The 22,357-nt window shown below is 69.2% G+C and carries 22 protein-coding genes; 6 read left to right on the top strand and 16 right to left on the bottom strand.

What is annotated here, in order from left to right; genetic code table 11:
- The first annotated feature begins 47 nt into the window (after positions 1 to 47).
- The 3 genes from AC1IQ6_RS12825 to AC1IQ6_RS12815 all read left to right on the top strand — a co-directional run bounded on the left by AC1IQ6_RS12825 (position 48) and on the right by AC1IQ6_RS12815 (position 3,150).
- Positions 48 to 1,289, top strand: a complete 1,242-nt coding sequence (locus AC1IQ6_RS12825; protein ID WP_102771381.1) for a CaiB/BaiF CoA transferase family protein — start codon at positions 48 to 50, stop codon at positions 1,287 to 1,289.
- Between the two features lie 50 nt (positions 1,290 to 1,339).
- Entirely contained in the window at positions 1,340 to 2,305 is a 966-nt protein-coding gene (locus AC1IQ6_RS12820; protein ID WP_485866453.1) for a Bug family tripartite tricarboxylate transporter substrate binding protein, read from the top strand.
- Positions 2,306 to 2,367: 62 nt separating this feature from the next.
- Positions 2,368 to 3,150, top strand: a complete 783-nt coding sequence (locus tag AC1IQ6_RS12815) for an enoyl-CoA hydratase/isomerase family protein (protein WP_102771384.1) — start codon at positions 2,368 to 2,370, stop codon at positions 3,148 to 3,150.
- Positions 3,151 to 3,188: 38 nt separating this feature from the next.
- Here AC1IQ6_RS12815 and AC1IQ6_RS12810 read toward each other — a convergent pair whose 3' ends face one another.
- The 4 genes from AC1IQ6_RS12810 to AC1IQ6_RS12795 form a co-directional block, all read right to left on the bottom strand.
- Positions 3,189 to 4,793: an ABC-F family ATPase gene (locus AC1IQ6_RS12810; protein WP_168202106.1), complete on the bottom strand. Its 1,605-nt coding sequence runs from the start codon at positions 4,791 to 4,793 to the stop codon at positions 3,189 to 3,191.
- 105 nt (positions 4,794 to 4,898) lie between these two features.
- Positions 4,899 to 5,903 carry an MDR family oxidoreductase gene (locus AC1IQ6_RS12805; RefSeq protein WP_485866452.1) on the bottom strand — a complete coding sequence of 335 codons (1,005 nt, stop codon included), beginning with the start codon at positions 5,901 to 5,903 and terminating at the stop codon, positions 4,899 to 4,901.
- A gap of 27 nt (positions 5,904 to 5,930) precedes the next feature.
- Positions 5,931 to 6,902 carry a Bug family tripartite tricarboxylate transporter substrate binding protein gene (locus AC1IQ6_RS12800; protein WP_102771387.1) on the bottom strand — a complete coding sequence of 324 codons (972 nt, stop codon included), beginning with the start codon at positions 6,900 to 6,902 and terminating at the stop codon, positions 5,931 to 5,933.
- A 64-nt stretch (positions 6,903 to 6,966) separates the two neighbouring features.
- Positions 6,967 to 8,175, bottom strand: a complete 1,209-nt coding sequence (locus AC1IQ6_RS12795) for a CaiB/BaiF CoA transferase family protein (RefSeq protein WP_102771388.1) — start codon at positions 8,173 to 8,175, stop codon at positions 6,967 to 6,969.
- A gap of 131 nt (positions 8,176 to 8,306) precedes the next feature.
- Here AC1IQ6_RS12795 and AC1IQ6_RS12790 point away from each other — a divergent pair, with 131 nt between their 5' ends.
- A complete protein-coding gene (locus AC1IQ6_RS12790) occupies positions 8,307 to 9,212 on the top strand; it encodes a LysR family transcriptional regulator (protein ID WP_102771389.1) in 906 nt (301 codons plus the stop codon).
- A 15-nt stretch (positions 9,213 to 9,227) separates the two neighbouring features.
- On the opposite strand, the gene AC1IQ6_RS12785 is transcribed toward AC1IQ6_RS12790, so the two are convergent.
- The 10 genes from AC1IQ6_RS12785 to AC1IQ6_RS12740 all read right to left on the bottom strand — a co-directional run bounded on the left by AC1IQ6_RS12785 (position 9,228) and on the right by AC1IQ6_RS12740 (position 18,330).
- Positions 9,228 to 10,229, bottom strand: coding sequence for an LD-carboxypeptidase (locus AC1IQ6_RS12785; protein WP_485866451.1), 1,002 nt, complete (start codon positions 10,227 to 10,229; stop codon positions 9,228 to 9,230).
- The gene (tadA, locus tag AC1IQ6_RS12780; protein WP_485866570.1) at positions 10,226 to 10,675 is read right to left on the bottom strand and encodes a tRNA adenosine(34) deaminase TadA; all 450 of its coding nucleotides are present in this window, start codon (positions 10,673 to 10,675) and stop codon (positions 10,226 to 10,228) included. The genes AC1IQ6_RS12785 and tadA overlap by 4 nt, the downstream gene beginning before the upstream one ends.
- Before the next feature lie 52 nt (positions 10,676 to 10,727).
- A complete protein-coding gene (locus tag AC1IQ6_RS12775) occupies positions 10,728 to 11,576 on the bottom strand; it encodes an HAD family hydrolase (RefSeq protein ID WP_102771391.1) in 849 nt (282 codons plus the stop codon).
- A 76-nt stretch (positions 11,577 to 11,652) separates the two neighbouring features.
- Positions 11,653 to 12,141 (bottom strand): hypothetical protein, encoded by a 489-nt coding sequence (locus tag AC1IQ6_RS12770; protein WP_485866450.1) that lies wholly within the window; start codon positions 12,139 to 12,141, stop codon positions 11,653 to 11,655.
- A gap of 203 nt (positions 12,142 to 12,344) precedes the next feature.
- The gene (gene mnhG / locus AC1IQ6_RS12765; RefSeq protein WP_102771393.1) at positions 12,345 to 12,686 is read right to left on the bottom strand and encodes a monovalent cation/H(+) antiporter subunit G; all 342 of its coding nucleotides are present in this window, start codon (positions 12,684 to 12,686) and stop codon (positions 12,345 to 12,347) included.
- Positions 12,683 to 12,964 (bottom strand): K+/H+ antiporter subunit F, encoded by a 282-nt coding sequence (locus AC1IQ6_RS12760; RefSeq protein WP_062682541.1) that lies wholly within the window; start codon positions 12,962 to 12,964, stop codon positions 12,683 to 12,685. Before AC1IQ6_RS12760 ends, mnhG begins: the two co-directional genes overlap by 4 nt.
- Positions 12,961 to 13,443 carry a Na+/H+ antiporter subunit E gene (locus AC1IQ6_RS12755; protein ID WP_102771394.1) on the bottom strand — a complete coding sequence of 161 codons (483 nt, stop codon included), beginning with the start codon at positions 13,441 to 13,443 and terminating at the stop codon, positions 12,961 to 12,963. Before AC1IQ6_RS12755 ends, AC1IQ6_RS12760 begins: the two co-directional genes overlap by 4 nt.
- Entirely contained in the window at positions 13,443 to 15,074 is a 1,632-nt protein-coding gene (locus tag AC1IQ6_RS12750) for a monovalent cation/H+ antiporter subunit D (RefSeq protein ID WP_102771395.1), read from the bottom strand. Before AC1IQ6_RS12750 ends, AC1IQ6_RS12755 begins: the two co-directional genes overlap by 1 nt.
- On the bottom strand, positions 15,071 to 15,415 hold the full coding sequence (locus AC1IQ6_RS12745) for a Na+/H+ antiporter subunit C (RefSeq protein ID WP_102771396.1): 345 nt from the start codon (positions 15,413 to 15,415) through the stop codon (positions 15,071 to 15,073). The genes AC1IQ6_RS12750 and AC1IQ6_RS12745 overlap by 4 nt, the downstream gene beginning before the upstream one ends.
- On the bottom strand, positions 15,415 to 18,330 hold the full coding sequence (locus AC1IQ6_RS12740; RefSeq protein ID WP_102771397.1) for a monovalent cation/H+ antiporter subunit A: 2,916 nt from the start codon (positions 18,328 to 18,330) through the stop codon (positions 15,415 to 15,417). Before AC1IQ6_RS12740 ends, AC1IQ6_RS12745 begins: the two co-directional genes overlap by 1 nt.
- 540 nt (positions 18,331 to 18,870) lie before the next feature.
- On the opposite strand from AC1IQ6_RS12740, the gene AC1IQ6_RS12735 reads away from it, so the two are divergent.
- Both AC1IQ6_RS12735 and AC1IQ6_RS12730 read left to right on the top strand, forming a co-directional pair.
- A complete protein-coding gene (locus tag AC1IQ6_RS12735) occupies positions 18,871 to 19,869 on the top strand; it encodes a Bug family tripartite tricarboxylate transporter substrate binding protein (protein ID WP_209166421.1) in 999 nt (332 codons plus the stop codon).
- A gap of 397 nt (positions 19,870 to 20,266) precedes the next feature.
- Positions 20,267 to 21,127 carry a hypothetical protein gene (locus tag AC1IQ6_RS12730; protein ID WP_102771399.1) on the top strand — a complete coding sequence of 287 codons (861 nt, stop codon included), beginning with the start codon at positions 20,267 to 20,269 and terminating at the stop codon, positions 21,125 to 21,127.
- Here the strand turns inward: AC1IQ6_RS12730 and AC1IQ6_RS12725 are convergent.
- Positions 21,105 to 21,989, bottom strand: coding sequence for a DMT family transporter (locus tag AC1IQ6_RS12725; RefSeq protein WP_102771400.1), 885 nt, complete (start codon positions 21,987 to 21,989; stop codon positions 21,105 to 21,107). The two genes, AC1IQ6_RS12730 and AC1IQ6_RS12725, sit on opposite strands and share 23 nt — an antisense overlap.
- A 147-nt stretch (positions 21,990 to 22,136) precedes the next feature.
- Positions 22,137 to 22,346, bottom strand: a complete 210-nt coding sequence (locus tag AC1IQ6_RS12720) for a hypothetical protein (RefSeq protein ID WP_146747995.1) — start codon at positions 22,344 to 22,346, stop codon at positions 22,137 to 22,139.
- Positions 22,347 to 22,357: the final 11 nt, after the last annotated feature.

Genomic DNA, 22,357 nt, shown 5'->3' with positions numbered 1-22,357 from the left:
TTAAGGTGGTCCGCATACATAACGGGGCCCACCCCGATCGGAGACATATGGAGCCGGACCATACCGACGCCGCGCGTCCGCGCGGCGCCCTTTCGCATCTGAAGGTACTGGACCTGACGCGCGTGCTGGCCGGCCCCTGGGCCACGCAGACGCTGGCCGACATGGGGGCCGAGGTCATCAAAGTGGAGCGCCCCGGAGAAGGCGACGACACGCGCGGCTGGGGTCCGCCCTTCCTGGTGGACGCCGACGGCGCCGAAACCCGGGATTCCTCGTACTTCCTGAGCGCCAACCGCGGCAAGCGTTCCATCACGGTGGACCTGGCCAAGCCCGAGGGCCAGGCGCTGATCGTGGCGCTGGCGCGGGATTCGGACGTGCTGGTGGAAAACTACAAGGTCGGCACCCTGGCGCGCTACGGGCTGGACTACGACAGCCTGCGGGCGGTGAACCCGCGCCTGATCTATTGTTCGATCACCGGCTTCGGGCAGGACGGGCCGTACGCGCCGCTGCCCGGCTACGACTTCGTGTTCCAGGGCATGGGCGGGCTGATGAGCATCACCGGCGACCCCGCGGGCGAACCGATGAAGTCGGGCATCGCCATCACGGACCTCCTGACCGGCGTCTACACCAGCACCGCCATCCTGGCCGCCGTCGAACACCGCCATGTCAGCGGCGCGGGCCAGCACATCGACATGTCGCTGCTGGATTGCGTGGTCACCATCTCCTCGTACCAGGCCATCAATTACTTCCTGTCCGGCCGGGTGCCGCAGCGCATGGGCAACGCCCATTCCAACATGGTTCCCTACCAGGTGTTCGCCTGCAAGCAAGGCGAGGTCATCGTCGCGGTGGGCAACGACGCCCAGTTCCGCGCCTTCTGCGGCGCCATCGGCCGCGCCGAGCTGGCGGCCGACGAGCGCTACGCCACGGCCGGCGCGCGCAACCGCCACCGCGCCACGCTGATTCCGCCCATCGCGCAGGCCATGCTGGCGCGCACCATGGCCGAATGGGTCGAAACGCTGCAGGCGGTCAACGTGCCCTGCGGCCCCATCTACGACATGGAGCAGGTGTTCCAGGACCCGCACGTGCGCCACCGGGGCATGCAACTGTCGCTGCCGCACGGCGCCGGCGTGGAGACGCCTTCCGTGGCCAACCCCATCCGCCTGAGCGACACGCCGCTGCGCTACGAGCGCGGCGCGCCGACGCTGGGCGAGCACACCGACGCCGTGCTGCGCGAACGCCTGGGCCTCAGCCAGGCGCGCATCGCCGAGCTGCGGGCCAAAGGCATCGTCTGACCACCCCGACCGCCGTCGCGACGGCCATGCCCCCCTCAGGAGACACCACCATGCGCATTCTCTCCGCTGCGGCCTGCGCCGCGCTGGCCCTGTCAATCCTGGCGCCCGCGTCCGCGCGCGCCCAGGACGCGCCGGTCCGCTTCGTCGTGCCCTACCCGCCCGGCGGCGCCGCCGACCAGATCGCCCGGCTGGTGGCGCAGGCCGTCGGCAAGGACGGCGAGGCCCCCATCATCGTCGAGAACAGGCCGGGCGCGGCGGGCATGATCGCCGCCGACCACGTGGCCCGCGCCAAGCCCGACGGCAAGACCTATTTCGTCGGCTCCAACGCGCCCCTGGTGGTGAACCAGGCCTTGTACGCCAAGATGAACTACGACCCGGCCAAGGACTTCGTGCCGGTCTCCGGCATGGCCAAATCGCCGCTGCTGCTGGTGGTGCGCCCGGACCTGCCGGCGCAGGACGTCAAGTCGCTGGTGGCGCTGGGCCGGCAGGCCCCGGGCAAGCTCACCATGGGCTCGGCCGGCACCGGCAACATCACCTACCTGGCCGGCGAATATGCCGTCAGCAAGCTGGGATTCAAGGTCACGCACGTGCCCTACCAGGGCAGCGCGCCGGCCATCGTCGGCCTGATGGGCGGCAGCACCGACATGATGTTCGACGCCTTACCCTCCAGCATGACGCAGGCGCAGGCCGGCAAGATCCGCCCCTTCGCCGTGCTGGACGACAAGCGCTTCGCCGGCCTGCCCGAGGTGCCCACGGCCGCCGAGCTGGGCTATTCCGGCATCGAGGCCAGCGCGTGGTTCGGGCTGGTGGCGCCGGCCGGCACGCCGCCGGCCATCGTCGAACGCATGAACCGGGGCGTGAACCAGGCGCTGGCGCAGCCCGAGCTGCAGCGCAAGCTGACCGGCATCGGCGCGGTGCCCATGCCCGGCGGCCCGGCCGTGTTCGCGGCCTTCGTGCAGGCCGAGAGAGACCGCTGGCTGCCGGTGGCCCGCGACCTCGGCCTCAAGGCGCAGTAAGCAGACACGAGGAAACCACGGCATGATCACCGTGGATTCCAACAACAAACCAAGGAGCACCGATGACTTTGAAGATCACCCGCCACGGCGCCACCGCCGTGCTGACCATGGACCGTCCCGACCAGCGCAACGCGCTCAGCACGGACATGCGCGAGGCGTTCTCGCGCGCGCTGCCCGAATTGCGCGACGACGACGGCGTGAAGGCCGTGGTGCTGACCGGCGCAGGCGGGCATTTCTGCGCCGGCGGCGACATCAAGGCCATGACCGAGGCGCATGCGCAGGGACTGGACGCGTTCGAAGGACGCGAGCGCATCCGCAAGATCCACCGCTGGTACGACACGCTGGTAGACCTGGAGAAGCCCGTGATCAGCGCGGTCGATGGCGCGGCCTTCGGCGCCGGCCTGTCGCTGGCGCTGTGCGCCGACTATGCCATCGCCAGCCGCCGGGCCACGTTCTGCGCGGTGTTCGCCCGCATCGGCTTCGTGCCCGACATGCTGGGCATGTACCTGTTGCCGCGCGCCGTGGGCCTGGCGCGCGCCAAGGAACTGGTGTTCACCGCCAGGGTGTGCGCGGCCGACGAAGCGCTGCGGCTCGGCCTGGTGCAGGCCGTGTGCGACGGCGATCCGCTGGAGCAGGCCCTGATCATGGCCGAGCGCTTCCACGCCGCGCCGACGCAGGCGCTGGGCCTGGCCAAGACCATCATGAACCGCAGCTACGAGTCCACCCGCGAGGACGTCTACGCGCAGGAAGCGATGGCCCAGGCGATCTGCCGCGACAGCGCCTACCACCGCGAAGCCGCGCGCCGCTTCGTCGAGAAACAGCCGCTTGCCTACAAATGGGATTGAACGGCTTGCGGGCCGCCGACGGCGGCCCGGGCCCGGCCTCAGGCGTCGATGCCGCGCGAGGTCAGGTACTCGTCGTAGGTGCCGCGGTAGTCGACGATCTCGCCGGACGGCAGGATCTCGATCACGCGCGTGGCCAGGCCGGACACGAATTCGCGGTCGTGCGACACGAACACCAGCGTGCCCTGGTATTTCTCCAGCGCGAACTGCAGTGATTCGATCGATTCCATGTCCAGGTGGTTGGTGGGCTCGTCGAGCAGCATGACGTTGTGCCGGCCCAGCATCAGGCGGCCGAAGGTCATGCGGTTCTTTTCGCCGCCGGACAGCACCTTGGGCGCCTTGGGCAGGTCGTCGGCCGAGAACAGCAGGCGGCCCAGCACCGAGCGGATCGACTGGTCGTCGTCGCCGGGCTGGCGGTGTTCGCCCATCCAGTCCAGCAGGTTGATGTCGGTCTGCTGGAACTGGTCGGAGACGTCCTGGGCCATATAGCCCAGGTCGGCGTTTTCCGACCACTTCACGGTGCCGGCGTCCGGCGCCAGGTCATTGGCCAGCAGGCGCAGCAGCGTGGTCTTGCCCACGCCGTTGGCGCCGATGATGGCGATCTTCTCGCCCGCCTCGACCATGGCCGAGAAGTTCTTGATGACCGGCGCGTCGTAGGCCTTGGACAGGTTCTCGACGTTGACCGCCTGGCGGTGCATGACCTTGTTCTGCTCGAAGCGGATGTACGGGTTCTGGCGCGACGAGGGCTTGACTTCGACCTGCTCCGACTTGATGCGGTCGATCTGCTTCAGGCGCGAGGTGGCCTGGCGCGACTTGGACTTGTTGGCGGCGAAACGGCGCACGAAGTCCTGCAGTTCGGCGACGCGCTCCTTGGCCTTGGCGTTGTTGGCCACCAGGCGCTCGCGGGCCTGGGTCGAGGCCAGCATGTAGTCGTCGTAGTTGCCCGGGTAGATGCGGATCTCGCCATAGTCCACGTCGGCCATGTGCGTGCACACCTGGTTCAGGAAGTGGCGGTCGTGGCTGATGATGATCATGGTGCTCTGGTAGCTGTTGAGCACGTTTTCCAGCCAGCGGATGGTGTTGATGTCCAGGTTGTTGGTGGGTTCGTCCAGCAGCAGCACGTCCGGGTTGGAGAACAGCGCCTGCGCCAGCAGCACGCGCAGCTTCCAGCCCGGCGCCACTTCACGCATGGGCAGGTTGTGCTGGTCCACGGCGATTTCCAGGCCCAGCAGCAGCTCGCCGGCGCGGGCCTCGGCGGTGTAGCCGTCGTACTCGGCGAACTTGGCCTCCAGCTCGGCGGCGCGCATGTAGTCGTCCTCGGAGGCCTCCGGGTTGGCGTAGATGGCGTCGCGCTCGGACATGGCGGCCCACATCTCGGTGTGGCCCATCATCACCACGTCCAGCACGCGCTGGTCTTCGAAGGCGAACTGGTCCTGGCGCAGCTTGCCCAGGCGCACGCCCGGCTCCAGCGAGACGTTGCCGGCCGAGGGCTCCAGATCGCCGCCGATGATCTTCATGAATGTCGACTTGCCGGACCCATTGGCTCCGATCAACCCGTAGCGGTTGCCTTCTCCGAACTTGACGCTGACGTTCTCGAAAAGGGGCTTGGGACCGAACTGGATGGTGAGATTGGCAGTGGATATCACGGTGTGGGTAGGGGGTATGAGGTGCTGCGGGCGCCAGAGGACGCGCGCGGGAAACCTGACATTGTAGCAAGCCGGTCTTTCCCGCGCCCCCTTCCCCCTTTCCCGTTACCGGCTCACGTCGATCACATACCTGCCCCGGTTGTTGCCCGCCATCATCCGGGCGGCCAGCTGCGGCACCTCGCTCAGGCCGGCCGTCATGGCGATGTCGGCGAACGGCATGTCCGCATAGACCCGGCCCAGCCGCTCCCAGGCCTGGCGGCGCCTGGCCGGCGGGCACATCACCGAATCCACGCCCAGCAGGCGCACGCCGCGCAGGATGAACGGCATGACGGTGCCCGGCAGGTCGGCCCCGCCGGCCAGCCCGCAGGCCGCAACCGCGCCCCCGTACTCGGTCGCCGCCAGCGTCCTGGCCAGCACCTTGGAGCCCACCGTGTCGACTGCGCCGGCCCAGCGCTGCTTCTCCAGCGGCCGGGGCATCTCCGCCCATTCCGGCCCCGAAACGATTTCGGACGCGCCCAGCGACTTCAGGTACGGATGCACGGCCTCGCGTCCCGGCTGCACCAGCGCGGCGACCCGCCAGCCCAGGCCCGCCAGCAGCGCCACGGCCACGCTGCCCACGCCGCCGGACGCGCCGGTCACCAGCACCGGGCCGGCCGCCGGCGTCAGGCCGGCGGCCTCCAGCTCCATCACGCACAGCATCGCGGTAAGGCCGGCCGTGCCGATCGCCATGGCCTTGAAGCTGTCCAGCCCCGGGGCCAGCGGCACCAGCCATTCCGACCTGACCCGCTGCACCTGCGCGTAGCCGCCCCAGTAGCGCTCGCCCACGCTCCAGCCGGTCAGCACCACCGGCGCGCCGGGCGGATAGTCCGGCGCGGCGGATTCCAGCACGGTGCCGGCCAGGTCGATGCCGGGCACCATGGGATAGTCGCGCACGATCCCACCCTTGCCCGTGACCGCCATCGCGTCCTTGTAGTTCAGGCTGGAATATTCGACCTTGACCGTCACGTCGCCGGCGGGCAGCTCGGCCAGGCTCAAATCCTGCAGGCTGCACGAGGTACGGCCGTCGTCCTGCGTCAGCAGCAGGGCCTTGAATGGATCGTCATGCTTCATGCGGTTTTCCTCTGTGGTTGATGGTTGCTAATCGACCCGGCTGCCCGACAGCTGCACCAGCTCGCCCCAGGTGCCGTACTCGCGGCGCAGCAGCTGGGTGAAATCCTCGGGCGTGTCGGTGCGCGCGAAGGCGCCGATGGATTTGAGCGACTGGGCCAGCGCCGGCGTGGCGACGGCCTCGCGCAGTTCCTGGTTCATGCGCTGCACGATGGGCCGCGGCGTGCCCTTGGGAAACAGCATGCCCAGCCAGGGATTGGCCTGGAAATCGGGGTAGCCGGCTTCGGCGAAGGTGGGCGTGTCCGGCAGCATCGGCAGGCGCTGGCTGGAACCCACGGCCAGGGCTTTCAGGCGCCCGGACTGGATATGCGGCAGGGTCACCGCCACCGTGTCCAGGCCGATGGCGACGTTGCCGGCGATCATGTCGGTCATCGCCTTGGCGCTGCCCTGGTACGGAATGTGGGTCAGCTGCAATTGCGCCTGGCGCTCCAGCATCACCATGCCCAGGTGCGACAGCGTGCCGTTGCCCGAGGACGAGAAATTCAGCGCGCCGGGATGGCGCTGGGCGTAGCCGCGCAGCCCCGCCACGTCGCTGAACGGCTGCGAGGCGTTGGCCACCAGCACCATCGGCAGGTCGGCCACCAGGCTGACCGGCGCGAAGTCCCGCAGCGTGTCGTAGCCCGTGGATTTGTACAGATGCGGATTGGTCACCAGCGAGGCGGTGGCCGACAGCATCATGGTGTAGCCATCCGGCGCGGCCTTGGCCAGCGCGGCCAGCGCGATACTGCCGCCCTGCCCCGGCCGGTTCTCGACGATTACCGGCTGGTTCAGTTTTGCCGACAGGCGTTCGGCCAGCAGCCGCGCCACGGCGTCCGTGGCCTGCCCGGGCGGAAAACCCACCAGCAGCTTGACCGGCTTGGCCGGCCATTGGTCGGCGGCCTGGGCCGGCGCCGCGGCGGCCAGGCCGGCCGCCACCATCCATCCTGCTATCCATGCGCGCATTGTCGTCTCCTCCTGATGGCGCCCGGAGCCTGTCGGTAGCGGCCCCGTGGCGATGGAACCCGCGTCAGATCACGCCACGCTCGCGCAACTGCGCCTGCTGTCCGGCGTCGATGCCCAGCGCGCCCAGTACCTCGGCGTTGTGCTGCCCCAGGCTGGGCCCGGCGTGGTGGACCGCGCCCGGCGTGTCGGAAAAGCGCGGCACCACGCTCTGCATGCGCACCGGCCCGAGCTCCTCGTCCTCGACCGCGACGATGCCCTGGCGCGCCGCGATGTGCGGGTCGCTGAAAATGTCCGCGATGTCGTAGATGGGGCTGAAGCCCACCGCGTTGGCGTCCAGCAGCGCGCCCAGCTCTTCGAGCGTGTGGCGCGCGATGGCGGCCGACACCAGGGCGTCGAGCGACTCGCGGTTGCGCACCCGGTCCGGATTGGTGCGATAGCGCGGGTCCTCGGCCACGCCGGTCAGCGCCAGCGCCACGCACAGCCGTTCGAATATGCGCTGGGTCGATGCGGCGATCGAAGCCCAGTGGCCGTCGCGGGTGCGGTAGACGTTGCCGGGCGCCGCGTACTGGCTGCTGTTGCCCAGCCGCCCGCGCACGATGCCGAGCTGGTCGTATTCGATGGGCAGGAAATCCATGACCCGGAACATGGACTCCATCAGCGAACAGTCGATTTCCTGGCCCTGTCCGCGTGGCGCGGTCTTCTCGCGGTACAGGGCCGAGACGATGCCGAGCGCGCCGAACAGGCCGGCCACCGCGTCGGCGATGGGAAAACCCATGTGCAGGGGCCGCCCGTCGGCTTCGCCGCAGATGTTGGTCAGGCCGCTCATGGCCTCGAACACGCGCGCGAACCCGGGCTTGTTGCGGTACGGGCCGGTCTGGCCGAAGCCGGTGACGCGCAGTATGGTCAGCGCCGGGTTGTGGCCGTGCAGCCATTCGCGGCTCATGCCCCAGCCGTCCAGGGTGCCGGGGCGGAAATTCTCCACCAGCACGTCGAAGTCCGGCAGCAGGCGGGCCACGATGTCGCGGCCCTCGGGCGTGCGCAGGTCGACCGAAATGCCTTTCTTGTTGCGGTTGGCGACCTTCCACCACAGCGGCACCCCGTTCTTGTGCGGGGCCAGCGCGCGCAAGGGATCGCCCGGCCCGGGGATCTCGACCTTCAGCACGTCCGCGCCCAGGTCGGCCAGCAGCGTCGCGGCCCAGGGGCCGGCCACCACGGTCGACAGATCCAGAATACGCACACCTTTCAACGGACCTGCACTTTCCTCGAAACTCATCTGCTGACTCCTGGGCGCGGCCTGCCGCGCGGCGTTTGCAAGGGGGTGAGGAAATTCTGTGCTGAAATCGCTCCATCAGGAACGGGCAATTTCGATAAACCAGTTATCTCGAAATCAGATGGGACGCGGCCATGGATCTGAAGAACCTGCGCATGTTCACGCGCATCGCCGAAGCCGGCAGCCTGACGCGGGCGGCCGCCGCGCTGGGCATCGCGCAATCGGCCCTGAGCCGCCAGTTGTCGGAGCTGGAGCAGGAATTCGGCGGCCGCCTGTTCTTTCGCACCGGGCGCGGCGTGCTGCCGACCGAGCTGGGCGAAAGCCTGATGCCGCGCGCCCAGGCGCTGCTGCTGGAGGCCGACCAGTTGCTGGAGGAAGCCCGGGCCGCGCAGCGCAAGCCGGCCGGGGTGGTCAGCCTGGGGCTGATTCCCTCGCTGTCGCAGCCGCTCATCGGCATGCTGCTGACCTACACGCAGGCGCGCTATCCCGGTATCCGGCTGCGCGTGTTCGAAGGCTATAGCGGTGAAATCGAGGCCTGGCTGGCCAACGGTAAGATCGACATCGGCATCTACAACCGCTATCGCGCCGCCTCCACCCGCATGCACGAAGTGCTGTTCGAAACCGAGATGAAAGTGGTGACCGGCGCCGGTTCGGCGCTGGCCGGCAGGCGGGAGTTGCGGCTGGCCGACCTGGCGGCCGCGCCGCTGGCGCTGCCGGTGCGTCCCAACGCCCTGCGCACGGTGCTCGACAGCCTGACGCTGCGCGCCGGCATCGAGCTGAACGTGGTGCTGGAAGCCGATTCGGGCGTGGCCATCAAGGACGCCGTGCGCCGCGCCGGCCTGCACAGCATCCTGCCGGCCCACGCGGTGTCGGCCGAGGTCGAGGCCGGCAGCCTGGTTCCGCTGCGCCTGACCGATCCGTCCATACGCCAGACTGTGCTGATGGACCTGAGCCGCCAGCGCCCGGCCACCGCGGCCACGCGCCTGCTGTACAAGGCCCTGCCCGAGCTGGCGCGGGAGGTGATGGCGGGCGCGCGCTGAACGCGCCGCCCGCGGTCAGTGGGTGTGCTCGTCCAGCACCAGGTGCGCCAGCCCGGCCTCGGTGGCCAGGCCGACTTTCTGCCCGATGGGCAGCGTGGCCTTGGTGGCCACGTGGCCGTACGGCAGCCCGGTCACCACCGGCACCTTGACCGTGCGGCGCAGCCAGGCCACCACCTCGGGCAGGTCGTAGCCCTTGTCGTGGGGCGCCAGCCTGTAGTCGGTGAAGCGGCCCAGCACGATGGCCTTCTGCCGCCCCAGGATGCCCGCCTGGTGCAGCTGGATCAGCATGCGCTCGATGCGGTAGGGATGCTCGGCCACGTCTTCCAGGAACAGGATGCCGCCGCGCACCTTGGGCATGTAGGGCGTGCCCGCCAGCGAGGTCAGCATCGCCAGGTTGCCGCCCCACAGGATGCCGCGGCAGTCCACCGGATCGGCGTCCTGGGTCTCGAAGCTGAGGATCTCCAGTTCGCCGCGCATGATTTCGCCGAACAGCGCTTCGGTCAGGTCGTCGACCTTCTTGCCGCCGAAGTCGGCGACGGCGGTCGCGCCGGTGTAGCTGACCGCGCCGGTCTGCGCCAGCAGGGCAAGGTTGAAGGCGGTGAAGTCGCTCATGCCGACGAAGCGCTTGCCGCTGTCGGCCATGGCCTTCCAGTCGATGGCCGGCAGCAGCCGGCCCACGCCGTAGCCGCCGCGGGTCACCATGACGATGGGCAGCTTCTGCTTGACCGCGCGGGTCAGGCTGGCCAGGCGCTGGGCGTCGGTGCCGGCGAAGCGCTGGTGCTCGGCCAGCGCCGTGCGGTCCAGCGCCGTCTTGAAGCCCTGGGCCTGCAGGCGCTCGCGCGCCAGGTCCACGGTGGCCGGATCGCGCACCGCCGACGAGGGCGAAATCAGGTAGATGCCGCGGGCGTCGGGCCGCGCGTGGAAATGGCCGTGATCGTGATCGTGGCCGCAGTCCTCGCCGCATTCGTGGTCATGGCCGTGGTCATGGACGGCCTTGGCGGCCTTGCTGGTGCTCATGCAATGGATTCCTTGCTGCGGCGGGCGCGGAAGAAGCGGCGCAGCAGGTCGCCGCAAGGTTCCGCCAGCACGCCGCCGGTGACTGAAGTGTGGTGATTGAGCCTGGCCACCGCGCCCACGTTCAGCACGCTGCCGCAGGCGCCGGTCTTGGGATCGTAGGCGCCGAACACGACCCGCGCCAGGCGCGCGTGCAGCATCGCGCCGATGCACATGACGCAGGGCTCCAACGTGACGTAGACGGTGATGCCCGGCAGCCGGTAGTTTTCCAGCGCCTGGGCGGCGGCGCGCAGCGCCACGATCTCGGCGTGGGCGGTGGGATCGTGGTCGATGATGGTGCGGTTGTAGCCGCGGCCCAGGATCTCGCCCTGCGCCGAGACCACCAGCGCGCCCACCGGCACCTCGCCGATGTCGTAGGCGGCCTGGGCCTGTTCCAGCGCCAGCGTCATGAAAGCGGCGTCCTGCGCCGTCCAGGGCGGCGGGGCCGCCAGGGCCTGCGCTTCAACCACGGTACACCCGGGACTTCAGCGCGATGCGGCCGGCCAGGCTGGTGACGGCCTCTTCCAGCCACTGGTACAGCTCGGCCTGTTCGTCATAGCGCGCCTGGTTCAGGTTGGACACCCGGCCTTCTTCGATGAAGCCCCAGGCGCGGCTGCGCTTGTCGCGGTGCTTGGGGTCCCAGACGCCGAAGGCGAAGCCGCCGGCGCGGCGAATCAGCGAAAAGCACGGAATGTCGGTGTAGCCGTCGCCGACGAACACCATCTGATCGAACGGCACGCGCAGGCGGTCCTCGGGAACCTTGCGGTTGACCTCGAAGGGCTTGCCGCGGAAATCGCGGCCGATGATGCCTTTCTGGATGTGGAACAGGTAGCGCGTCTTGTCGGTGAAGCTGACGATGCGGCGCGGAAACATGATGCCGCCGTCTTCGCCGTAGACGAACTCGGACGCCCAGATCTCGGTGAATTCGTGCGCGATGGGGGTGGAACGGACCACGTCGCCGATGCCGCTGGAGATCAGGTAGAACTCCAGCTGCACCTGCGGCTGCTCGGCCCGCACGGCGGCGCGCAGCCGCTGGAACAGCGTGGGCACGCCGTCGTGCAGTTCGAGGCGCGCGCCCCAGTCTTTCAGGCGCTGCTGCGTGATCGGCCCGTACCTGCCGGACTGCGACAGGCGGATCATCTGGTAAAGGTAGGCGGGCACCGGGTCCCAGTCCTGCTGCGACAGCAGGGGGTCGACGTCTTCCTTCCAGAAGGACGCCGTGTCCACCCCGATGCTGTCCAGGAAACCGGACGTGCTGTCCGAGGCCAGCGTGTCGTCGAAGTCGAAAATCAGGGCGATGACGTCGGACATGTATGTGCGTGAAAAAGGGCGACAGCCGCCATTTTGCCTGAATGTGGCGGCGGCCGCGCCCCTTGCCCTGCCCTTCCTACTGGCGGATGGGCGAGCTCATGGTGCCCGAGCCGCCGGCAGGCGCCGGGGCCATGCCGGGCGCGCCGGTCGAGGGCGCCGCCGAATCGGCCGGCACCTGGATCACCGTCTCGCGCAGCACGCCGCCGCCCTGCACGCTGCCGCGCACGTTCGTGGGCGAGGTCATCTGGGTCACGCAATCCTGGCGCGACGCCTCCGGCAGGCGGTTGCAGCGGTCGATCATGTTCTGCTGGTACTGGTCGGGACTGGCTTCCCGGAGGTTCTGGCGCGCCGCTTCCTGGCGGGCCGCGCCGGCCTCGCGCATGCACGCGGCCGGGTCCTGGCCGGTGGCGCCGCTCTTGCACGCCGCGATGTCCTGCTGGTATTGGGATTGGCCTTTGCCGCGTCCGGTCGCATCCGCCGCGTGGACCGCTCCCGCGGCCAGCATCAGGCCTGCCGCGCAAAGGGTCGCCGCGAGGCGTTTGGTGTGCATGGGTCGTGTATTCATGGCCAGCTCCTTCAATAGCGATTGCACCAGAGCGGCGCGGCCTGCGGACCGGCGCCGCTCGCTCGGGACCCGCTCGCGCGAGGCGCGCGGGCCATTGCTCCACTATCCCACGATGACGCGCCGGCGAGGTGTCCAGCAACGTGAAATCGTAAGATTACGTATCAATAATGCGCCGCAACATGCAATCCAGGACCACGCGTTAGCTAACGCGCGTCCCTCTCCGCATCGGCGGGATTGATGCGGTTGCGGTAGGTCGCCGCGCGCATCAGCAGCATCGCGGTGACGGGCGAAGACACGATCAGCAGCAAGGTGATGACCACCTCGTGGAAAACCGGACGGGCCGACAGCGCCGAAAACACCAGGATGGACGCCAGCAGCACGCAGCCGCAGCCCATGGTGTTGCCCAGCGTGGGCGCGTGGATGCGGGCGTAGAAGGTGCGGAAACGCAGCAGGCCGGCCGAGCCGGTCAGGGCCAGCAGGCCGCCCAGCACCAGCAGGATGCTGGCGGGAATGCCGGCCCACAGCGGAATCTGGTCTGCGATCATGGCTCGATCACCTCCCCGCGCAGCAGGAAGCGCGCCATCGCGGTCGAACCGACGAAGCCGAACAGCGCGATCAGCAGCGCGATGTCGAAATACACCGACGTGCCGGAACGGATGCCGAACACCAGCATGGTCAGCATGCCGTTGATGTACAGGGTGTCCAGGGCCAGCACGCGGTCCTGGGCGGTCGGTCCGCGCAGCAGGCGGACGGTGGCGCAGACCATGCCCAGCGCGAAGCACAGCAGGGCGAAGGACGCGGCCCAATAAAGCACGGTATTCATTCGAAAATCTCCATCAGCGGGCGCTCATAGCGCTCCTGCACCAGCTTGATCCAGTCGCCCTCGTGCTGCAGGTCCAGCACGTGCAGCTTCAGGCGGTGGTCGTCGGTCAGTTCGACCCAGACGGTGCCGGGGGTGTAGGTGACGATGCAGGCCAGCATCGCCAGGCCATGCGGGTCGCGCATGGTCAGCGGGATCATGATGAACCCGGGCGAAAAATCGTTGGGGCCGGGATTCAGGATCAGCCTGGCCACGGCCACGTTGGAACGGATGATGTCGGCCGTGACGTGCAGGAACAGCGGCACCGCCTTCCACAGCCGGCGCGGGCGCGCGCGCAGCGGACGCAGGCGCGACGCGGCCCAGGTGAACCACAGCGCCAGCGCCAGGCCCAGGGCGACCTGGCCGGCCGATACGCTCTGGTTGAGCACCAGCCACAGCACGAACAGGAAGGTCGGCAGGAACAGGAAATAGAGGCGGCGCATCAGCTTCCCCCCTTGAGGCTGCGCACGGTCTGCGCGGACATGACGGCCTCGATGTACGACTTGGGCTGGTCCAGCGAGCGGGCCGCGTCGTCCAGATAGGCCGACACCGGCCCCGCGCCGGCGGCCAGGCCCACGCAGAGCAGCAGCAGCACGGCCACCGGGCCGGCCTCGATCACCCGCAGCCGCGGCGTGCTGCGGTCGTCGCTGGCCCAGAACACGCGGATGCCGGTGCGGCCCAGGCCGATCAGGCCGGCCAGGCCCGACACCAGCACCGCGGCCACCAGTATCCAGGCGTCCATGGGCAGCGCCGACTCGTTGGCCGCCGACACCGCCGCCGACAGCAGCGACAGCTTGGCCACGAAGCCCGACAGCGGCGGCAGGCCGGTGACCAGCAGCGCGCAGGAAATGAAGGCCAGCCCCAGAAAGGCCATGGCCGCCGGAATCGCCACCCCGACCACGTCGTCGGAGCGGTTGACCGAGGTCGGATCGTCCAGGTCGAAGGCGTCCAGCGTCACCGCCAGCACGTTCGCGCCGAAGCTGCGGGTGCGCTCGATCAGTTCGGCCAGCATGAAGAACGCGCCCGTGGTCAGCACCGAGCTGATCAGGTAGAACAGCGCCGGGCCGGTCAGCGTCACGCCCGGCATGCCCAGCGCGGTCAGCAGCGTGCCGGCCGACACGATCACGCAATAGCCCACCATCTTCTCGAGCTGCTGGGTGGCCAGCAGGCCCAGGCCGCCGAACAGCAGCGTGGCCAGGCCCGCGGCGAACATCCAGTCCAGGCTGAACGCCGCCGGCGCGCCCGACGGCAGCAGCAGCGAGCCGATGCGCAGCAGCGCGTAAATGCCCACCTTGGTCATGATGGAGAACATGGCCGCGATCGGCGCGCCGGCCGAGCCATAGCCCTTGACCAGCCAGAAGTTCAGCGGCCAGGCGCCCGCCTTGACCAGGAAGGCCACGCCCAGGATGGCCGCGCCCGCCTCGAACAGCATGCGTTCGGCGCCCGCCAGGTGGCCGGCGCGCTGCGCCAGGTCGGCCAGGTTCAGCGTGCCGGTGACGCCGTAGATCAGCGCGATGCTGATCAGCAGCAGGAACGAGGCCACCAGGTTGACCGCGATGTACTGCAGGCCGGCGCTGACCCGCGCCACGCCCGAGCCGTGCAGCAGCAGGCCGTAGGAAGCGGCCAGCAGCACCTCGAAGAACACGAACAGGTTGAACAGGTCGCCGGTCAGGAAGGCGCCGTTGAGGCCCATCAGCAGGAACTGGAACAGCGAGTGGAAATGCACCCCGGCGCGGTCCCAGCGGGCCAGCGCATACACCAGCGAGGCCAGCCCCAGCACCGCGGTCAGCGTCAGCATCACCGCGGCCAGCCGGTCGACCACCAGCACGATGCCGAAGGGCGCGGGCCAGTCGCCCACCAGGTAGACCCCTACCCCGTCGGGCCACACGCCCGGCACGGCGCCGCCGGCCACGGCAAGCAGCGCGATCGCGGCGGCCAGCTGGGCCAGCGTGGACAGCGCGGCGATGGCGCCGCGCGTATAGCGGCGGGTGTCCGCCAGAAGCAGCATGCCCGCGCCGGCGAGCAGCGGGATGATGATGGGCAGTACGGGCAGATGTTGCAGCCAGAAATTCAAGATTGCGACTCCCGTCCATCCACGTGGTCGGTGCCCGTCAGGCCGCGCGAGGCCAGCAGCACGACCAGGAACAAGGCGGTGGTGGCGAAGCCGATGACGATGGCGGTCAGCACCAGGGCCTGCGGCAGCGGATCCGCGTACCAGGAGGCGTCATGGGCCGCGGCCGGGTCCACCACTGGCGGGCGGCCCGAGGCCAGCCTGCCCATGCCGAAGATGAACAGGTTCACCGCGTAGGAAACCAGCGACAGGCCCATGATGAACTGGAACGTCCGCGGCCGCAGCAGCAGCCAGACGCCCGAGCCAGCCAGGACGCCGATCGCGAGGGCGTAGATCAATTCCATCAGGCTTCTCCGGTTTGAGCGGCGGCCGCCTGGAGCTCGGCGGCGGCCTTGCGTTGCGCGCGCAGCGATTGGTGGGCCAGCGCCACCAGCACCAGCACAGTGGCCCCCACGACCAGCATGTACACGCCCAGGTCGAACAGCAGCACGCTGGACAGGTGCACGTGGCCGACCAGCGGCAGCGCGATGTCCCACGACAGCGCGGCCAGGAACGGCTTGTAGACCAGCCAGGCGGCCATCGCGGCCGAGCCGGCGAACAACAGGCCCATGCCGATCCAGTTCTGCGGATTCAGGCGGCTGCGCGACTCCACCCAGTACACGCCGCCGACCATGTATTGCAGGATCACGGCGGTGGCGAAGATCAGGCCGCCGACGAAACCGCCGCCCGGCTCGTTGTGCCCGCGCAGCAGGAAATACACCGAGATCAGCGCGGCCGTGGGCAGCAGCAGGCGCACCAGCACCGTGGGCACCATCATCGAGCCGGCCGGCAGCAGCGACTTGATGTCGGGCGCGGCCGGCACGCCGCCGTCCTGGTCGATCTGCTGGCGCGGCAGGTCCGCGCTTTCGGCGGCCGGACGGAAGCGGCGCAGCAGCGCGTAGACGGTCAGCGCCACGATGCCCAGCACCGTGATCTCGCCGAAGGTATCGAAGCCGCGGAAGTCCACCAGGATCACGTTGACCACATTGGTTCCGCCGCCGTCGGGCAGCGCGTGGTCCACGAAGAACGAGGAAATCGTCTCGCCCTGCGGGCGTGTGAGCACCGCGTAGGCCAAAGCCGACATGCCGGCGCCGGCGGCCACCGCCAGCAGCAGGTCGCGCAGGCGGCGTCCGCGCGCCTGCAGCGTGGCCTTGAGGCTTTCATCGTCGTCCTGGGCGATGCGCCGCGGCAGCCAGCGCAGGCCCAGCAACAGCAGCACCACGGTCACCACCTCGACCGACAGCTGCGTCAACGCCAGGTCGGGCGCCGAGAACCAGACGAAGGTCAGACAGGTGATCAACCCCGCCCCGCCGGCCAGCGCCAGCGAGGCCAGGCGGTGGTACTTGGCCTGGTAGGCCGCGGCCAGGGCGCAGACCCCGCCCACCAGCCACAGCAGCGCGAACGACGGATCGACCGGGGTCAGGCGCCCCGCCCCGTTCAGCCAGCCGCCGGCGCGCAGCGGCAGCCAGGCGACGAACAGCGTGCCCAGCACGATGAGCAGCATCTGCACCTGCAGCCGCGACGAGGACAGCCAGCGCAGCAGCCAGGCCGCGGCCACGCTGGAGCCGTCCAGGAGCGCCTCGAAGGTGCGGCGGCCGTCCAGGCGGTAGATGAAAGGCACACGGCCGGGATTGGCCCGCTGGTGCGCGCGCAGCGCCAGGTACAGCAGCACCCCGGCCGTGGTGGCCACCAGGCTCATGAGCAGCGGCAGGTTCAGGCCGTGCCAGACGGCCAGGCTGTACTCGGGCATGTCCTGCCCCAGGATGCTGTGCGCGGCCGTGGCCAGGAACGGGCCGACCGTCAGGCCGGGCACCACGCCCACCAGCAGGCACATGAACACCAGCAGCGCGCTGGGGAACAGCATCCAGCGCGGCGGCTCGTGCGGCGCGCGCGGCAGGTCGGTGGCCGGCGGGCCGAAGAACACCTGCAGGATGAAGCGCAGCGAATACGCCACGCTGAACGCGCCGGCCACGGTCGCCAGCAGCGGCAGGCCGATCTGGATGAGATCGTCGCCGCTGACGAACGTGGTCTCGGCGAAGAACATTTCCTTGGACAGGAAGCCGTTGAGCAGCGGCACCCCCGCCATCGAGGCGGCCGCCACCGTGGCCAGCGTGGCGGTGATGGGCATGGCCTTGTACAGGCCGGACAGGCGGCCGAGGTCGCGGGTGCCGGTTTCGTGGTCCACCATGCCCGCGGCCATGAAAAGCGAGGCCTTGAAGGTGGCGTGGTTGATCATGTGGAAGATGGCCGCCACCAGCGCCAGCGTGCTGTTCAGGCCCAGCAGCAGCGTGATCAGCCCCAGGTGGCTGATGGTGGAATAGGCCAGCACCCCTTTCATGTCCTGCTGGAAGATGGCGGCGTAGGCGCCCAGCACCAGCGTCACCAGGCCCGCCCCGCCGATGATCCAGAACCATTCGTCGGTGCCCGACAGCACCGGCCAGAAGCGCGCCAGCAGGAACACGCCCGCCTTGACCATGGTGGCCGAGTGCAGGTATGCCGACACCGGCGTGGGCGCGGCCATCGCGTTGGGCAGCCAGAACTGGAACGGGAACTGCGCGCTCTTGGTCAGGGCGCCCAGCGCCACCAGGATCAGCACCGCCGGATACCAGGGATCGGCGCGCACCAGGTCGCCGGCGGCCAGCACGCGGTCCAGGTCGTAGCTGCCGACGATATGGCCCAGGATGAGGACGCCGGCCAGCAGGCACAGCCCGCCGGCGCCGGTGACCGTCAGCGCCATGCGGGCGCCGCGCCGCGCGTCGAGCCGGTGGTGCCAGTAGGCGATCAGCATGAAGGACGCCAGGCTGGTCATTTCCCAGAACATCACCAGCTGGATCAGGTTGCCCGACAGCACCACGCCGAGCATGGCCGCCATGAACGCCTGGAAGAACGAGAAAAAGCGCGGCACGGGGTCTTCGGGCGACATGTAGTAGCGCGCGTACAGCACCACCAGCGCGCCCATGCCCGAGACGATCAGGGCGAACAGCCAGGCGTAGCCGTCCATGCGCAGCGTGAACTGCAGGCCCAGCGCGGGCGCCCAGGGCATGTCGACCCGGACCACCCCGCCGCCGGCGACTTCCGGGTACAGGCTGGCGACCAGAACCACGCAGACCAGGGCGATGAGGCCCGCCAGCCACGCCTCGGCGTTGCGGGCGTTGGAAGGCAGCAGCGCGGCGCACAGGCTGCCGGCGAACGGCAGAGCGAGGATCAGGATCAGCGACATGGCGTTCCGAGAATGTCCGGGCCCCCTCCCGCCGGCGCAAAGGCAGCGAAAGACGAAACAGACCGGGGATTGAAAACGGACGGAACCCTGGCCCGGTGCGTCGCTGCACTACACGTTGCCCCGCGGGGACATCAACCAACGCCATTGAACGGCGCAGACAGAAACAAACGCAATAGTTTTATTGCAAGACCGGCCAAGAATCTCATCCGAAAAATATCAGATTCTCGGGAGTTATGCAGGAATTTATGTGTGAACCGGGGCGATGACGACATGATCGATGCGCAATGATTACACAATCGACGCGTTTGCCGCTCGATTCATGTTGTTGTCAGGAAAGGCTTTTTTCCGCTTATTGCGGTCTACTTCGCGCAACGTTGCGGCCGCGCAAACGGGCGCGGCCGGTCAGGGTCGATCCGGGTTGACCGGCATCGCGTTCCTGTGTGGAATTGCGCCCACGAAACGTCGGCCCCGCCAGCATCCGAGCCGGGCACGCTTTCACCGGCCGCCGGCCAGAAGCCGGCCGGACCGGAATTCAATAAGATGGAGAAGACTTTGACCCTGCTGTCCCAAGCCAAGGCCGTACTGGCCGCCGCCATCGCCGGCGTCTGTATCAGTAGCGTCGCGCAAGCTGCCGACGCCTACCCCAACAAGCCCATCCGCCTGATCGTGCCCTTCGCCGCGGGCGGCACCACCGATATCGTGGCCCGCATCGTCGCCGAAGGCCTGACCCGCGAGCTGGGCCAGGCCGTGGTCGTGGAGAACCGCGGCGGCGGCGGCGGCTCGATCGGCGCCGACGCGCTGGCGCGCTCCACCCCGGACGGCTACACGCTGGGCGTGGCCACCGTCAGCACCATGGCCACCAACCCGGCCACCAACCCCAAGAACCCGTACAACCCGCTGAAGGACTTCGTGCCCATCACCAATATGGTGAACGTGCCGAACGTGCTGACGGTGAACCCGTCCGTGCCCGCCAAGAACCTGGCCGAATTCATCGCGCTCCTCAAGGCCAACCCGGGCAAGTACGCCTACGCGTCCTCGGGCGCGGGCGGCATCGGCCACCTGGACGGCGAACTGTTCAAGTCGCTGACCAAGACCGACATGGTGCACGTGCCCTACCGCGGTTCGGGTCCGGCGCTCAACGACGTGATCGCCGGCCAGGTCAACGCCCAGTTCGACAACCTGCCCTCGTCCATGCCCCATATCCAGGCCGGCAAGCTGCGCGCCCTGGCCGTGGCCGCGCCCAAGCGCCTGCCGGCGCTGCCGGACGTGCCGACCTTCACCGAAGGCGGCCTGCCGGAAATGGACAACATGGCCTGGTACGGCCTGGTCGCGCCCGCCGGCACGCCGCAGGCCGTGGTCGACCGCATCCATGACGCCACCGTCAAGGCGCTGAAGGATCCGAAGATCGCGCAGCGCCTGGCCGACGGCGGCTCGCTGGTCGACGGCAACACCCCGGCCGAATACGCCGCCCAGATCAAGCGCGAGCTCGAACTGCGCCAGCGTATCGCCAAGGAACGCAACATCCAGTCCACGAACTGATCCCCGCCAGTCCGGCTGCCGGCCCCTTGCGCGGGGCCGGCGCTTGACTGCAATCGCCCGGCTGGTAGCATGTGCGTCCGTGCGATCCCGTTATTTCCCCCCTCCCTGTGCCGCATGCGCCATCTGCGCCCTGCGCTCAACCTTGTTGAGCTCGCAGGAAGTCGCCGCGCGTTCCGCCTACGCGCGCTCCAAGCCCGGCTAATCGCCGGCGTTTCCTCCTTCTGAGTCTCATACCGGCCCGCCGCCGGCGGCCTGCGCACAAGCTCGCGCAGCGCATGCCTTGCCGCAGGCCGGCCGACGCCCTGCCGCGTGGCCGGGCGCCGAGCCTCGTCCCGATTTCCGCATGCCCGCCGACGGCCTGCGGACAGGCCACGCACCGACCTACTGCAAGCGTTCCATGCAACTCACCAAGAATTTCGTCAAAGCCAAAAACCCCTGCGCCGGCGGCTACAAATGGTTCCTGCGCGACCACAACGGACAGGGGGACTACCAGGCCGTGCTCGATGCGCTGGTCGCCGACGGACGGGTCGGCGACGCGTGCTGGCTGCTGGACCAGTTCGGCCCCACCGATGCGGTGCTGCGGCTCGACACCCTGGACGCCAACGCCATCGTCTTCGCCGGCACGCTGGAAGTGCGCATGGGCATCAACGTCGACACGGTGGTGCGCGCCGGGCGCAGCATCGTCACCGGCGGCGGCATCCGCGCCGGCGAAACCATCATGGCGGGCGAGAACATCACGGCCGGCGCCAACATCGCCAGTGGCGGCGAGCTGCGCGCCGGCGGCGACATCAGCGCCGAATGGGGCATCGAGACCGTGACCCGCCTGGACTGCGGCGGCAACGTGCGCGCCAAATGGGACATCTGCGCCGGCCAGGACCTGGCCGTCACCGGCCATCTTCATGCGGGCCAGGACCTGCAGACGCAAGGCGCCATCAAATGCGGCCAGGGCATCAAGGCCGGCGGCGACGTGCGCGCCGAAAAATCCATCGACGCGGCCTGCGGCATCCAGGCCGGCGGCTCCATTCTGTGCGGCGACCATCTGGCCAGCGGCTGGGGCATGATCGCCGGCGAGGACATCCGCGCCGAGGGCGCGATCCGGGCCGGCGAAGGCGTGCAGGCCGCGGGCTGCATCGAGGCCGGCGCGGGCCACGGCATCTACGCCGGCCTGAGCGTGCGCCTGGACGCCTGGCCGGCCTGCGCCCGGGTCGTGGCGCAGGCCCGTCCGCAACAGCTCGTCAGCGGACACTGGGACGGCTAGCGTCCCGCGCCGGCTGGCGCAGAACCAGCATCAGGCCGAGCAGAATGGCGACCATACCGGCCAGGCTCAGCGCCGACAGCCGGTTGCCCAGGATCAGGTAATCCAGCAGCGCCGTGCCCACCGGCACCAGGTAGAACAGGCTGGTGACGTTGACCAGGTTGCCGGCCTGGATCATGCGGTAGAACAGCAGCGTCGCGGCCACCGAAATCACCAGCCCCATCCAGAGCAGCGGCAGCACGAAGCCGGCCACCCACTCCACCCGCAGCGGCTGGAACGGCGCGAACAGCAGGCACAGCAGCAGGCTGACCGCGTACTGCAGCGGCAGGACGTCCATCGGCGCCTGATGCAGGCGCTTCTGCAGGATCGCGCCGGCCGTCATGCAGGCCAGCGCCGCGCATGCGCAGGCCATGCCGGCAACCGAGAAACGCGCCATCGCGATGCCTTGCAGCATCACCATCGCCAGGCCGCAGAACGCCAGCCCCAGCCCGGCCAGGCGCGCCGGCGCATGGCGCCGCTCCAGCAGCGCCAGGGTCAGGATGGGCTGCGCGCCCAGCAGCACCGCCAGCACGCCGGGCGTGATGCCGTTATCCAGCGCCAGCAGATAGAAGATGGTGTAGCCGCCTATCAGCAACAGGCCGGTGGCCGCGGCCCTCAGGCGCGTGCCCGGCTCGGGCAGCCAGCGCCGCCGCCAGGCGCAGATCAGCAGCAGCACGGCCAGGGCCAGCACGAAACGCGCCAGCAGAAAGCCGAAGGCGGACGCATGGAACAGCCCCCAGCGGGCGAAGATCGCGCCGCCGCTCCACAGCAGCACGAACAAGGTGGTGGAGCCGCAAGCGGCCCACGCGGATCGATCGAAAGACATGAGGTTTCTACCTGTCGAAGTCATTGCAGGCTCCGCCCCTGCCCGCACGCGGGCGCAAGCCGGCGCATGGCGGACGTGGCGCGCGTCAGGACGCCGCGGCGTCAGGCGGACGGGCTTGGAAAGGGCTGGAGTCGGGTGCGGACGGCGTCAGCCGACGACGGCCGCAAGCGGCGGGCATGCGCCCGCCGGCACGCCGCAAGGCGGCGCGGACGGCGGAGATGCCGAGAGGAATGCCGGCGGCGCAAGCACCACCGCAATGACAGGCGTAAACCGGGAAGAAACCAGTGACCGCACGCGCGCACGCAGGCCGGCCGTGGAGACGGCGGCGGGATGGGCGATGTGCGTGAAATCAGGCATGGGCGTAGCCT

Source organism: Achromobacter sp. MUI-25009338, assembly GCF_057359325.1.
Note: the sequence above shows the minus strand (reverse complement) of the source record. Positions and strands in the feature narration are given on the sequence as shown.